The organism is Micromonospora sp. NPDC005172 (assembly GCF_040608555.1).
Classification (GTDB): domain Bacteria; phylum Actinomycetota; class Actinomycetes; order Mycobacteriales; family Micromonosporaceae; genus Micromonospora.
Map to the genome: position 1 here is coordinate 102,971 of NZ_JBEXIL010000006.1, position 13,365 is coordinate 116,335.

General features: G+C 72.2%; 15 protein-coding genes. 3 read left to right on the plus strand and 12 right to left on the minus strand.

Annotation, left to right across the window (positions count from 1 at the left end; all coding sequences use genetic code 11):
- Window positions 1-30: 30 nt before the first annotated feature.
- The 6 genes from ABZV06_RS06155 to ABZV06_RS06180 form a co-directional block, all read right to left on the minus strand.
- A complete protein-coding gene (locus ABZV06_RS06155) occupies window positions 31-624 on the minus strand; it encodes a hypothetical protein (RefSeq protein WP_355240508.1) in 594 nt (197 codons plus the stop codon).
- A gap of 56 nt (window positions 625-680) precedes the next feature.
- Window positions 681-2,147, minus strand: coding sequence for a histidine kinase dimerization/phospho-acceptor domain-containing protein (locus ABZV06_RS06160; RefSeq protein WP_355240505.1), 1,467 nt, complete (start codon window positions 2,145-2,147; stop codon window positions 681-683).
- A complete protein-coding gene (locus ABZV06_RS06165; RefSeq protein WP_355619076.1) occupies window positions 2,140-2,832 on the minus strand; it encodes a response regulator transcription factor in 693 nt (230 codons plus the stop codon). The genes ABZV06_RS06160 and ABZV06_RS06165 overlap by 8 nt, the downstream gene beginning before the upstream one ends.
- Before the next feature lie 74 nt (window positions 2,833-2,906).
- On the minus strand, window positions 2,907-3,419 hold the full coding sequence (locus ABZV06_RS06170) for a hypothetical protein (RefSeq protein ID WP_355240499.1): 513 nt from the start codon (window positions 3,417-3,419) through the stop codon (window positions 2,907-2,909).
- Between the two features lie 112 nt (window positions 3,420-3,531).
- Window positions 3,532-4,545 (minus strand): aminoglycoside phosphotransferase family protein, encoded by a 1,014-nt coding sequence (locus tag ABZV06_RS06175; protein WP_355619078.1) that lies wholly within the window; start codon window positions 4,543-4,545, stop codon window positions 3,532-3,534.
- Between the two features lie 63 nt (window positions 4,546-4,608).
- A complete protein-coding gene (locus ABZV06_RS06180; RefSeq protein ID WP_355619081.1) occupies window positions 4,609-5,781 on the minus strand; it encodes an acetyl-CoA C-acyltransferase in 1,173 nt (390 codons plus the stop codon).
- Window positions 5,782-5,861: 80 nt separating this feature from the next.
- Between ABZV06_RS06180 and ABZV06_RS06185 the strand changes: the two genes are divergently transcribed.
- Window positions 5,862-6,290, plus strand: a complete 429-nt coding sequence (locus ABZV06_RS06185) for a PH domain-containing protein (RefSeq protein WP_355240490.1) — start codon at window positions 5,862-5,864, stop codon at window positions 6,288-6,290.
- Here ABZV06_RS06185 and ABZV06_RS06190 read toward each other — a convergent pair.
- Window positions 6,283-7,191, minus strand: a complete 909-nt coding sequence (locus ABZV06_RS06190; protein ID WP_355619084.1) for a rhomboid family intramembrane serine protease — start codon at window positions 7,189-7,191, stop codon at window positions 6,283-6,285. The two genes, ABZV06_RS06185 and ABZV06_RS06190, sit on opposite strands and share 8 nt — an antisense overlap.
- A gap of 100 nt (window positions 7,192-7,291) precedes the next feature.
- Window positions 7,292-7,822 (minus strand): peptidylprolyl isomerase, encoded by a 531-nt coding sequence (locus ABZV06_RS06195; protein WP_355240484.1) that lies wholly within the window; start codon window positions 7,820-7,822, stop codon window positions 7,292-7,294.
- Window positions 7,823-7,906: 84 nt separating this feature from the next.
- On the opposite strand from ABZV06_RS06195, the gene ABZV06_RS06200 reads away from it, so the two are divergent.
- Window positions 7,907-8,683, plus strand: coding sequence for a hypothetical protein (locus ABZV06_RS06200; RefSeq protein WP_355240478.1), 777 nt, complete (start codon window positions 7,907-7,909; stop codon window positions 8,681-8,683).
- Window positions 8,684-8,816: 133 nt separating this feature from the next.
- Here ABZV06_RS06200 and corA read toward each other — a convergent pair whose 3' ends face one another.
- The 4 genes from corA to ABZV06_RS06220 form a co-directional block, all read right to left on the minus strand.
- Window positions 8,817-9,965, minus strand: a complete 1,149-nt coding sequence (gene corA / locus ABZV06_RS06205) for a magnesium/cobalt transporter CorA (protein ID WP_355240475.1) — start codon at window positions 9,963-9,965, stop codon at window positions 8,817-8,819.
- A gap of 308 nt (window positions 9,966-10,273) precedes the next feature.
- On the minus strand, window positions 10,274-11,368 hold the full coding sequence (locus ABZV06_RS06210; RefSeq protein WP_355619087.1) for a PLP-dependent aminotransferase family protein: 1,095 nt from the start codon (window positions 11,366-11,368) through the stop codon (window positions 10,274-10,276).
- Window positions 11,369-11,474: 106 nt separating this feature from the next.
- Complete coding sequence (locus tag ABZV06_RS06215) at window positions 11,475-11,933, minus strand: ester cyclase (RefSeq protein WP_355619090.1); 459 nt, start codon at window positions 11,931-11,933, stop codon at window positions 11,475-11,477.
- 83 nt (window positions 11,934-12,016) lie between these two features.
- Window positions 12,017-12,409: a CBS domain-containing protein gene (locus tag ABZV06_RS06220; RefSeq protein ID WP_355240708.1), complete on the minus strand. Its 393-nt coding sequence runs from the start codon at window positions 12,407-12,409 to the stop codon at window positions 12,017-12,019.
- A 164-nt stretch (window positions 12,410-12,573) separates the two neighbouring features.
- On the opposite strand from ABZV06_RS06220, the gene ABZV06_RS06225 reads away from it, so the two are divergent.
- On the plus strand, window positions 12,574-13,341 hold the full coding sequence (locus ABZV06_RS06225; RefSeq protein ID WP_355240466.1) for a hypothetical protein: 768 nt from the start codon (window positions 12,574-12,576) through the stop codon (window positions 13,339-13,341).
- Window positions 13,342-13,365 lie beyond the last annotated feature (24 nt).

Sequence of the window (13,365 nt, forward strand, 5' to 3'; positions counted from 1 at the left end):
CCGCACGTACGACGTGCGGGGCCCTTCTGCTCACTTGTCGCGCGGGATGAGGACGAGCCGGGCGACGCCCTTGTCACCGTCCTTGGCGCCGGCGACGCCGACCTTCGTGCCGACCTTGACCTCGCTGGGCTGCACCGTCGACCGCTTCTCGACGACGCGCAGGTCGTCACCGAAGGTCCACGTCATCGTGAAGCCGTCCGTGGACTTGACGGTCATCGAGTCACCGTCGACGGCGGTCACCTCGCCACGCTGCACGACCACGGTCTGCGCACCGTTGTCCTTGGTCTGCACCACCGCCTCACCGTGCAGGGTGTTCTTGCGCAGCAGCACGCGGGCCTGGTGGCGCTTGCGCAACTCCTCGCCGCGCTTCTGCTTCCCCTTCTCGGCGGCCGTGGGGGAGGGCCCGGGCGTCGCCGGGGCGGCGACGGTCTGCACGTCCAGGTCGGCGGGGTCGAAGCCCATCGCGGTCAATGCTTGACCTTCCACGCCCATCGCGGCGGCGACCTCGACGGCCGCGTCCCGCGCGGGCTGGCTGGCCACCTCGGCCGCGCCGCACCCGCTGACGCCGAGCGCCACTGCCGCGAACAGCGCCGTGGTGCCGGTGACGAATCCCCAACGTGGCATGACTCTCCCTCTCGTTCGTGGAGTCCCCAGCCTCTCCCGCGAGCACGAGCGGACCGTCAGGCCGATGTTCGGGTCCGGTAAGGATCACCGGGCAGTTGGACCGTGAAGGCGGCACCGCCTTCGGGGGCGTGGCCGGCGACGATCTCCCCGCCGAGCCGGCGCACCAGCCCGGCGGCCAGCGCCAACCCCAGCCCGCTGCCCACCTTGCGCACCCCGCGGTACCGCTCGTGCAGCGCCCCCCGCTCGAACGCCACCGCAAGGTCGTCGTCGGTGAAGCCGGGCCCGCCGTCGCGGACCTCCAACACACCGCCGGCCGCCGGGTCCGCACCGACCGGCCGGACCGCGAGCACCACCGGCGCCCCCGGGGGTACGACCCGCAGCGCGTTCTCCAGCAGCCCGTCCAGCACCTGCCGAATCCGACCCGGATCGGTGTACGCGGACACCGGCCGACCCGGCGTCTCCAGGTGGAACGGCACACCCACGGCGGCGCACCGCCCGGACCAGGTCGGCTCGGCGTCGGCGGCCAACCCGGCCAGGTCGACGGGTACCGGTTCCAACGGGAAGTCGGCGGCCTCCAGCCGGGCCAGCGCCAGCAGGTCACCGATCAGCCGGTCGAGGTGCTGGGCCTCGGCCAGCATCGTCCGGCCGGTGTCGGCGCTGCCGTCCGCCTCGATGACCCCGTCGGCGAGCGCCTCGGCGTACCCCCGGATGGCGGTCAGCGGCGTCCGCAGCTCGTGCGACACGGACAGCAGGAACTCGCGCTGTCGGCCCTCGCTGGTGGTCAGCGCGGCGGCCAGGCCGTTCAGTGCCTCGGCCAGATCGGCGACCTCGTCCGGCGGCTCGACCGGCACCCGTACGGCACGGTCCCCGGCGCGCAGCCGGGCGGCGGCGGTGGCCGCGACGCGGATGGGTCGGGCCAGTCGGCGGGCCAGCAGGAGGCCGGCCACCACCCCGGCGGCCAGCCCGGCCAGCAGCGGCAGCCACAGGCTGAGCAGCACCTGCGCCCACAGACCGTTCGACGTGGCGCGGGACAACACCACCCCGTTGCCGCCGGGCAGCGCGCGGCCCTCCACCAGGGCCCGGTGGCCGTTGACCGCCCGGCGGGCCGACACGTTGCGCCCCTGCCCGATCCGCTGCACCACGCGCGGCGGCAGACCCTGCCGGTCGACGGCCCCGCGGCGGATCAGGTACGCGTCGATGTCCTGGTCACGGAGTTGCTGGATGAGCCGCTCCTCGTCGGCGGTGCGCCCCCGGTCCAGCCTGGTGCGCAGCACCTCGGCGGCGAGTCGCGCCTGGGCGGCGAGGGCCTCCTGATCACGTCGCTCCGCGCCACGGATCGCCAACGGCACGGCGACGATCGCCGTGACGAGCACCGACACCAGTGCCACCGCGCACGTGACCAGCACCGCACGGGCGGTCAGTGTCCGGCCGAACCGGCGGCGTCGGGGTGTGGCCGGAGGTCGGGCGCCGATCACCGGCAGTGCCATCGTCGGCGACTCGACGCGTACCGGCTGCTCAGGCATCGACCGCGTACCCGACGCCACGGTGGGTGCGGATGACACTGGCCGGGCCGAGCTTCGCGCGGACCTGTGCGACGTGCACGTCGACGGTCCGGGTGCCAGCGTGCGCGGCGTACCCCCAGACTCCCGCCAGCAGCTCCTCCCGGGTGAAGACCCGCCCCGGCCGGGCCATGAGATGCGCCAGCAGGTCGAACTCGGTCGAGGTGAGCTGCACCGGTACGCCCCCGGCGGTGACCGTCCGGCGGCCCGGGTCGAGGGTCACCAGGCCGACGACGCGCGGGCGTTCCGCGCCCTCCGGGCCACCGGCGGAGCGGCGCAGGACGGCGCGTACCCGGGCGACCAACTCACGCGGGCTGAACGGCTTCGTCACGTAGTCGTCAGCGCCCAACTCCAGCCCGACGATCCGGTCGACCTCGTCGTCACGGGCGGTGAGGAAGATGACAGGCGTCCAGTCGCCGGCCTCGCGCAGCCGTCGGCAGATCTCCGTGCCGGGCAGGCCGGGCAGGGCGATGTCCAGGACGCAGGCCACCGGGCGCAGTCGGCGGGCGGCGCTCAGGCCGGCCTCACCGTCGCGTTCGAGGTGGACGCCGAACCCGTCGCGGCCCAGGTAGAGCCGTACCAGGTCGGCGATGGCCGGCTCGTCCTCGACAACGAGGACGAGCCCACGGTGCGGCGGTTCCACGGTCACCGGCCCATGATTGCCGACCCGCTGGCTCGGCGCGATCGGTGCGTGTTCGAGTTCGGTAAAGGCCGGTTCCGGCGTCAGCGTGCGACGGCTGGGCGGAACACGTTGGGCCGTACGGCGGCGGGCGCGTCGCCGATGGTGGCCAGGACCCGTTCGCGGGGCGCCCGCAGGCGGGTCCGGAAGGCGTGGTTGAGCAGCGCGTCGAGTTGCCACACCTGCTTCGGGTGGGTGGTGTGGATGAGGAACCGCTCGCGGATGCCGTCGATCGCGGTCGCGGCCAGTTCGACCGAGTGCAGCCGGGGGTCGGGACTCCAGGTGACGTTGCTCAGCTCGCGCAGCTCGGTGTTGAGGTGCAGGCGAAGCCGGTGCAGCAGCCGGGTCTGCTGGGTCACCACCAGCCGGCGGTGGGTGAGCAGCAGCAGGTAGTCGCCGGTGACCGGACGGTCGGGACGGCTGCAACGGGTGACCAGGATGGTGGCGTCGCCGGAGCCGACGCAGCGGCGGAACACCGGCATGTGCCGGCTGACGGTCTGCACGGCCAGGCCGGCCTCGGTGGCGGCCGGGAGGAACGTTCGGGAGAAGACGTCCATGACCTGCCCAACGACGTCCCCGGCGGGGTGACGTGGGTCACGGAGGATTTTTGGAAGTTCCACGCCATCCCGTCGCACTGCCTGTCCGATTTCCGACCGGGACGGATGCCGGTCAGCTTTCGGGCTGAAGCGGGGTGGCGGCGAACAGCTCGGCCAGCCACCCGGGCACCGCCTCGGCGTACTCCGCGCGGGCCGGATCGGTCGTATCCAGGGCGCGCCGCCAGGAGAGCGACCGACTCACCGCGCCCAGGTTCATCGCCAGGTCGGCGGCCTCGACGAGGGTTCGACGGTCGTAGCGGTCGGTCCACGCCTCCAGGTAGGCGTCCCGCAGCCGGACCAGGCTGGCGTCGTCGGCCGACAGCGCGGTGGCGTACCGGATGGAGCGCAGGGTCACCAGCAGCGTGCCGAACGGGTGCGCCACCGAGGCGTCTCCCCAGTCGAAGTAGCGGTAACCGGCGTCGCTGGCGAAGACGTTGCCGTCGTGCAGGTCGTCGTGCTGCACGGTGGCCCCGATACCGAAGTCCGCGAGCCGGCGACACCGCCGCGCGTACGCCGGAACCTCCGCCCGCAGCCGCTCGTACGTCTCGACGGCGAGCCCGCCCTCCGCCCCGACGCGCAGCGACCCGGAATCGTCGAGCAGGTCGGCGAGCAGCCCGGCCAGCACCTCCGGACGGTGGTCCGGCACGCCGAGGGCGACCAGCTCGTCGACGTGCGGCGCGGTGGCGAGTTGCAGCGCCGCGTACCCGGGCAGGGCCCGCTCCCAGTGCCGCAGGTCGGGGTCGCGGCCCAGCACGTCACGCAGCGAGTCCCCGCCGTCGGGAAGCAACGACCAACCCCGCTGCCGGTCCACCCCGATCGGGGTCAGCACCCGCTCGGGCGTGAGCGAGGCCAGCGTCGCGATCAGGACCGCCTCGTGCGTGGTGCCGGAGTTGTTGGCCTTGAACCAGACCGGCCCGTCGTCGGTCGGCACCCGCCAGACCAGCGACCACGGTCGGACCCGCGGCTCGACCGGCCCACCGGCCCGTCGGCCGGCGCTGGCGAGTTGCTCGTCGACCCAGGACCGGGCCTGCTCCTGCCACTCGTCGGTGGACCAGTCGGGGGCGCGCTCGTCGGCGGTCGTCGTCACGATGGCACCCTAGGCGGCGGGCCCGACGCGGGGCGAGACCATTTTCGGCCCGCGTCGGATCGGTCAGACCAGCTCGACGATTGTGGCGTTGGCCATGCCGCCGCCCTCGCACATGGTCTGCAGGCCGTAGCGGAGCCCGTTGTCCCGCATGTGCGCGAGCATCGTCGTCATGATCCGGGCGCCGGAGCCGCCGAGCGGGTGCCCGAGGGCGATAGCCCCACCACGCGGGTTCAGCCGCTCCGGGTCCGCCTCGGTCTCCGCCAGCCAGGCCAGCGGTACGGGTGCGAACGCCTCGTTCACCTCGTACACCCCGATTTCCTCGATGCCCAGCCCCGCGCGGCGCAGCGCCTTCGCGGTGGCCGGGATGGGCGCGGTGAGCATGGTGACCGGGTCGTCGGCGGCGACCACGGCGGTGTGGATGCGGGCCAACGGGCGCAGGCCGTGCCGGCTCGCCCAGTCGGACGTGGTCACCGCGAGCGCGGCGGCGCCGTCGGAGATCTGCGACGCGGACCCGGCGGTGACCACACCGTCGGTACGGAACGGGGTGGGCAGCTCGGCGAGCCGGTCCAGCGAGGTGTCCCGGCGGATGCCCTCGTCGGCCGCGAACGTGCCACCGCCGTCGAGGGGCACCGCCGTCAGCTCCGCTTCGAACGCCCCGGCGTCCTGCGCGGCGGCGGCCTTCTCGTGGCTGGCGAGGGCGAACTCGTCGAGCTGCGTACGCGACAAGCGCCAGCGCCGCGCGATCAGCTCGGCCCCGACGCCCTGGTTGAACGGCAGCGGCGCGTCGCCCGCGAAGCCCTCCACCCCCCGGTAGCGGGCCCGGAGCTGGTCGCTGAACGGCATGCCCTCCGCCACGCTGGAACCCATCGGCACCCGGGTCATCGACTCCACCCCGCCGGCGACCACCAGATCGGCCTGGCCGGAGAGCACGGTCGCGGCGGCGAAGTGCAGGGCCTGCTGGCTGGAACCGCACTGCCGGTCCACCGTGGTGCCGGGAACCGTCTCCGGCCAGCCTGCGGCGAGCACGGCGTTGCGGGCGATGTTCCACGACTGCTCGCCGACCTGCGACACACAGCCCCACAAGACGTCGTCGACCTGCGCCGGGTCCAGGCCGGTGCGCTCGGCGAGGGCGCGCAGCACGTGCGCCGAGAGGTCGACCGGGTGGACGTCGGCGAGACCACCCTTGCGCCGCCCGACCGGGGTGCGTACCGCGCCGACGATGACCGCGTCACTCATGTTTACTCCCCGGTAACTTGGGCTGCCCCGATCCTACGTCGTCGGTGGACCGGCCGTCCGCCCCCGGGCATGCTGGGCGGATGGATGAGATCACCCCCAACCGGACGTGGCGGGTGCCGGCGAGCCTGCCGGCGGCGAAGCTGGCCGGCGCGGTCCTGCTGGTAGCCCTCGGCCTGCTCTTCGCCGACGGCGATCCGGTGCGGCTGGTCGTGGCCGGCGTCGCCGCCGCCGCACTGGCCGCCTGGGCGGTACGGGACCTGGTGGCACCGGTCCGGTTGGCGGTGGACCCGGTGGGACTCACCGTCATCCACGGCTTCGCCGGCCGGCGGCTGCTGCCCTGGTCGACGGTCGAGGCGATCAACGTGGACCGCCGGCAACGGCTGGGGTTGACCGGCGAGGTCCTGGAAATCGACGCGGGCGAGTCGCTGCACCTGTTCGGCAGGTACGACCTGACGGCCACCCCGGAAGAGGTGGCCGGGGCGCTGCGGGCCGCGCGCCCGGTCAGTTGAGCAGTTGCGCGGTGCGGAAGACGACCAGGGCGAGCAGGATCAGCAGGATGATCACGCCACCGGCGACCTGCACCGGCGTGCGCCGCTCCCGTGGCGCGTACGCCAGCACCGCCGCCATCGCCCCGCCGGCCACCAGGCCGCCGAGGTGCCCGGGGATCGAGATGCCCGGCACGGTCAGCGTGAACACCAGGTTGATCACCAGGATGGGGATGACCTGGGAGATGTCCCGACCGAGCCTGCGATGGATGATGATCAGCGCGGCGAACAGGCCGAAGATGGCCGTGGACGCACCTGCCGTGGCCTGGTCCGGTCGGCTGAACAAATAGGCCGCCACGTTTCCACCCAGACCACCGATCAGGTAGAGCGCGCCGAAGCGCAGCGGCCCGAGGTTGGCCTCCAGCCCCCGGCCGAGGATCCACAGCGCCCACATGTTGAGCAGCAGGTGGATCACGCCGTAGTGCAGGAACATCGCGGTGAACAGCCGGTAGTAGTCACCGTCGGCAATGCCGTCCGGGAGGTAACCGGGTGGCGTGAGCCCGTACACCGAACCCCAGGCGGTGAGCGGCGTGCCGTCACCCAGCAGCCCGCCGAGGCCCGACCCGCCCATTAGCGCCGTCCCGGACCGGGCGGAGGCGATCGAGAGCAGGAAGAGCAGCACGTTCAGGGTGATGAGGCCCTTGGTGACGTAGCCGTGCCGGCCGGCGGCACCGCCACCGAAGGCGGTACGCGCCGGCCGGACACTACGACGTCCCTCGTTGACGCACTCCGGGCACTGGTGCCCGACGGACGCCTCCCGCATGCACTCCGGACAGATCGGCCGGTCGCAGCGGGTGCACCGGATGTAGGTCTCCCGACCGGGGTGCCGGTAACAGACCGGGGTGGTCGGCGGGGACTCGCTCACCGGGTCGACCCTCCGTCCGCCACCGCGCCACGCACCGACGCCGGCCGGCGCAGTGCTCCGGAGCGCTCAATCATGCGAGCAAAGGTACCTCGCGCTGCCGTCAGGCAGCAGACCGCTCGATCTCGACCCGCTCGATGACGACGTCCTGCAGCGGACGGTCGCTCGGGCCGGTCGGGGTGTTCGCGATCGAGTCGACGACCTTCACCGACTCCTCGTCGGCGACCTGGCCGAAGATGGTGTGCCGGTTGTTGAGGTGCGGCGTCGGGGACACCGTGATGAAGAACTGCGAACCGTTGGTGCCCGGTCCGGCGTTCGCCATCGCCAGCAGGTACGGACGGTCGAACCGCAGGTCCGGGTGGAACTCGTCGGCGAACTTGTAGCCCGGCCCGCCCCGGCCGGTGCCGGTCGGGTCGCCCATCTGGACCATGAAACCGCTGATCACGCGGTGCGAGATGGTGCCGTCGTAGTACGGCCCACTGCCCGGCTGACCGGTGCGCGGGTCGGTGTACTCCTGGTTGCCCTCGGCCAGGTCGACGAAGTTGCGGACGGTCTTCGGCGCGTGGTTCGGGAAGAGCTCCAGCCGGATCGGGCCAGCGTTGGTGTGCAGGGTGGCGTAGACAGCCTCGGCCACGGGTACTCCTCACTTGTTGGTCAATTCCATGCGGATCCTCCCATGTGCCCGATCTGGCATCGCGGAGGCATCCGAAGGTGGAGGATGACGAAGGAACAACTCCCAGGAGGTAGGACCGTGTTTGGAATCGGGCGGCGTAAGTCCCAGGGCCAGCTCGCCAAGGCAGAGCTGAACCAGAGCATCAGCCACCTGATGCAGGCAGCCAACCACGCCGCCAAGGGCGCGGGCGCGACCGTCGGCCCGCGGGTCCAGGTGGCTCGGGGCTACGTCGGGCCGGCCGCGGTGAAGGTGCGCGACCGTGCGTCGACCGGTTGGGGGACGACACTCACCACGCTGGCACCGCTGGCCGCGGCGGCCCGTGACGGCGCCGCGCAGGCAGGGCCGCTGACCAGGAAGGCCAAGTCGAAGACCATGCGGATCACCGGTAAGAAGAAGCAGCCTCGCCGTCGCGGCTCGATGATGACCGGCCTGCTGGCCGCAGGCGCCATCGCCGGCCTGGCCGGGGCCGTCGCCCTGCGCCGCCGCCGCGAGCAGCAGGAGTGGGCCGAGTACGACCCGACCCGCACCCTGGAGCCGATGCGCAACGAGGTCGACTCGATCGAGGTGCGCACCCCGGCGGCGACCAAGGGATCGGACGGGTCCGCCATCTCCGGCATGACCGGCGCGGGCAGCTCGGCGGTGGCCGGCGGCGACAGCGCCAGCACCACCGGCCCGGCCACCGCGACCAAGCAGACCAGCGTTCGCCCGACCGACAAGATCCCGTCGGTCGCCGAAGGCGCCAAGGACGTTTCGGGACGCCCGGCCGACGACCTCACCAAGGCCCTGGGCAAGGACACCGCCCGCACCAACGGCCGCCGCTGACCCCGACAGCGACGCACCGAGCGCCGGCAGCGCGGGCCTTCCCCGCGCGCCGGCGCTCTTCGCGCTGCCCTGCGTGTGTCGCCAGCACTCTTTCCGTGCGCTGCCCGTGTCGGCACCCCGCCGTGCGGGCCGGTCAGAGCCAGCCGTTACGGCGGAACCAGCGGTAGAGGGCCAGCGAGACGCCGAGCATGAGGGCCAGTGCCACCGGATAGCCGTACATCATCTTCAGCTCGGGCATGTTCTCGAAGTTCATGCCCTCGACGCCGGCGATCGAGGTCCAGACGGCGGCGATGGCCGCCCACGCGGCGATCTTGCGCATGTCGTTGTTCTGGTCGACGGACACCTGGGCCAGCCGCGCCTGGAGGATCGAGTTCAGCAGGTCGTCGTAGGAGTTCACCTGCTCGACCGTGCGGCTCAGGTGGTCCTGCACGTCCCGGAAGTACTTGCGGATCTCCTTGGGTACGTCCCGGTTGACCTGCGAGGTCAGGTTCATCAGCGGCCGCTGCAAGGGGATCACCGCCCGCTTGAACTCCACCAGCTCACGCTTCATCTGGTAGATCCGCTGGATGCGCCCGTGACTGTTGCGGTCGAAGACCTCGGCCTCAAGCTGGTCCAGGTCGTCCTCGAGCTGTTCGGCCACCTCGAGGTAGAGGTCGACCACCCGGTCGGTCACCCCGTACGCCACCGCCCACGGGCCCTGGAGCAGCAGCTCCTGCTTGGTCTCCAGGTCCGCCCGGACCGGGGAGAGCCGGCAGGCGTCACCGTGCCGGACACTGATCAGGAAGTTCGGGCCGATGAAGAGCATCACCTGACCGGTCTCGACCACCTCGGAGGTCTCGGTCAGCTCGGTGTGCTCGCAGTAGCGGGCAGTGCGCAGCACCAGGAAACTGACGTCGCCGAAGCGCTCCAGCTTGGGCCGCTGCTCGGCCTTGACGGCATCCTCGACGGCCAGCTCGTGCAGGCCGTACGTCTCCGCGATGGCGGTCATCTCGGCCAGCTCGGGCTGGTGCAGCCCGATCCAGACGAAGCCGTGTTCCTCGCGGCGTGCGGCCTCCAGTGCCTCGGCGTACGTCCAGTCGCCGGGCTGCCGCTTGCCGTCGATGTAGAGCGCACAGTCGACCACCCCGCTGCGCCCGGTGCCGGTGGACGACGGGGTGGGTGGGGAACCGTCGGCGTTGAGCATCCGGGTCACCGCCCGGACCGGGGACGGCCACGCTCGGGGTCGCAGCACCCGAGATGTGTTCAACGGCGCCGTCCGGCCCCGCTCTGCCCGATCCGTCATCGCGACACCTCCCCGCGCTCGCCTGCGGCTTGCAGGCTACGCCGATGGTGGCCACCGGCAGGTGTGACGGCGGTCGCGGGTGCGGCGCCGGGCGGGCCGGGCCGCATCAGGGGGGTGAAGGGACGACACGGCCCACCCGGCGCCCGTGGGGGCGGGGGTTGTGCTGCACGCGTGACCCGGAGGTGGTCGGGGTGACCCCCGCTACACCTTGACGGATGACGCTCGCAGCATTGTGGGGCCGCCGGCCGCCCGCTGGGGAGCCCTGGGACGGCCGGCATCGCCTTTCTGTCGGAAACCCGACAGAAAGATCAGCTTCGGCTGGCCTCGACGGCCTCGGCGAGCCGGCGTACACCCTCGTCGATCCGGTCGGCCGTCACCGCCGAGAAGGCCAGCCGCAGGGCGTGCCGCCCGCCGTCGACGACGAAGTCGCTGCCCTTGACGACGGCTACGCCGCGCTCGGCCGCCGCCGGGGCGAGCCGATCCACCAGCACGTCCTCGGGGAACTCCACCCACAGGAAGTAGCCGCCGTCGGGCTCGACGAACCGGGCCTGCGGCAGGTGCCGGCGCAACGACTCGGCGAGCACCTGAGCCCGCTCGCCGAGCGCCGCCCGGACGGTCTCGATCGAGCGGTCGATGTCGCCGGAGACACAGAACTGGTGCACGATCGCCTGCGACACCATGCCGGGCGAGATGTAGAGGCTCGTGGCGTTCTTGGCGATATCGGCGATCAGATCCGCCGGACCGACCAGGTAACCGACACGTACACCCGGACAGACCGTCTTCGTGAAGCTCGACGCGTGCACGACGACGTTGCGGGTGTCCATCGAGAGCATCGACGGCAGCGCGTCGCCCCGGAAGCGGATGTCCGCGTACGGGTCGTCCTCGAAGATCGTGAAGTTGTACTCGGCGGCCAGGTCGAGCAGCTCGCGGCGCTTGTCCAGCGACAGCGTCACGCCGGCCGGGTTCTGGTAGTTCGGGATGACGTGGGCGAGCCGTGGGCGCACGCCCGACTCCAGCAGCTTGCGCAGCTCGGCGGTGTCCAGGCCGTCCGGCTGGACGGTGACACCGTGCAGTTCGCTGCCCATCCGCTGGAGGTTGAGCAGCGTGCGGTCGTACGTCGGACGCTCGACGACCACCGCGTCGCCGGGGCGGATCAGGTGGTCGAAGAGGAAGGCGTCGGCCTGGAGCGACCCGTTCGTGACCAGCACCTGGTCGGCCGCGACCCCGTGCTTCTCGGCGATCCACTTGCGCAGCGGAACGTAGCCGACGGAGGTGCCATACGCCGTGACCCCCGCGGGATCGGCGTCGAAGGCACGTACGGCGGCGGCCTTGAGCCCTTCGACATCGACGATGTCCAGCGAGGGGGCCCCACGGGCAAAGGAGATCAACTGCTCGGCGGTCATGGATATTGAGCGTACGGGCGGCGGCGGGGGACGCGCCGACGGCACGGCGATGTCCGCATCCTGAGCCACCGGGACGGGTGACGTTCCCCCTCCGGTCGTCGGCAGATCAGACCGGAAGTGCGAGCGAGTCGTGCTGCGCCGCCCGGGACAAACCGTCAAACTGCACGCCGAGCGAGTCGAGGAGCGCACTCCAGTCGAAGTAGGAGCGCCAGGCGACGATCCTGCCCCGGCGCGCCCGGACCACGTCGGCCACCTCCCAGCTCACCGACCGGCCGGTCGGAGAGACGGTGCCGTACGGCGAGTGCAACGTGCCGGTGTGGGTGCCGCTGAGGCGCAGCTCCACGGCCGCGCCACCGGACGTACGCACCACGCCCAGCGGGTCGATGCGCAGATCCGGAAAGGCCCCCGTCCAGGTCCGCAGCAGCGCGGGCAGCTCGATCGGTCGGACGGTGACACCCGGCATGGAGTAGAACGCCTCCGGGGCGTACAGGTCCGGCAGTCGGGCCACGTCCCGCCGCAGGAGCATCGCGTACTGCTGCTCGATCAGGCGCTCCGCGTCACGCATCGGGCCCTCCCTCACGGGCCACGGCACCTCCGCGCCCGTGAGGGATCCTTACCCTTCGATCCGGCCCGGCACACCTGCGCGGGTCAGGTCGCGGCGGCCACCTGGCTCTCCGCCCAGACGCGCATGATGTCCCGCACCGAGATCACTCCGGCCACCTCGCCGCCGTCGAGCACCACCAGGTGCCGGAAACCACCCCGGGCCATCGCGGCGGCCGCCTCGGCGACCGTCCACTCCGGCGCCGCGTACACGACGTCCCAGGTGAGGTGGGCGCCGGTGCGTTCGGTGTCGCAGTCGAGACCCGCGCCGATGGCCTTCAACACGTCGCGTTCGGTCATGATGCCGACCCCCTCGGACTCGGGATCGATCACGACCGCCGACCCGACACCGCGGGCCGACATCATCCGGGCCGCCTGACGGAGCGTGTGCTCCGGACCGACGACGAGGACCTGGCTGGACATTGCTTCCCGTACCTGCATCACGCATCACCCCTTTGGGACCGTGGCATTCGGTACGGACATGGTCGTCCGTGGATGTTTCCAGGACAAGACCGGACATCGTCGGGATGCGGCGGCGCTCGCTACTGTCGAGGCGTGATCACCGAGCCCCTGCGCTGCGCCGGCGCGTTGCGGTCGATCGGTCGGTGAACACCGTCGAGCTTGCGCCGCACCGGATCGCCGGGCTGCTCGCCCCGGCCGTGGACCGGGTCTTCCGGGCCGGCATGCTCGCCGGCCACGACTGGGGTGGCGCCGAGCTGAGCCAGCGGTACGGCGGACCGGCCGCCACGGGTCTCCTGGTCGAGCTGCGGACCCGCCTGGCAGCGCCGGGCGGTGCCGTCGACGAGCCCGGATTCGCCGCCATCACGCGCTACCGCGACCCCGTCGTCACTCGTCGCACGGTGGACAAGCAGGTCGCGTATGGCACGATCCACCGCCGCCCGGACGGACGACTGTCCGCCACCGAGCGCGGCACCACCTTCCTCGGCGAGCTGTACCAGGTGCACGCCGAGGTCACCGAGGAGCTGTGGGCGGGGCACGACGAACGGGTCGCGCGGCTCGTCGCGGCCCTCGGCCGGCTGCTGACGTACGCCCTGGTGCTCGTCGACGCCGACGACGACCGGGACTGGCCGGCGTTCACCGCGATGGCGCCCCCGCACGAGCCCGACGGCATCCCGCCCGGTGTGTTGCTGCTCAACCGGCTCGGCACGCTGCGCTACCACCGTGCCGACGCGCACGCCGCCGCCTGGACGGCCGCCGGACACACCGGGTCGAGCGTCACCGCCCTGCCCGCCGGCCCCGAGCGGCTCGCCATCGAGCTGGAGACCGACCGTCGGGCCGCCGGCCCGTACGCCGTGCTCTCCGCCGAGGAGCGGTTGACCATGCTGGCCGACCTGGCGGCCCTACCGGGCTGACCGGTTGGCCGGAGTCGCCGGCCC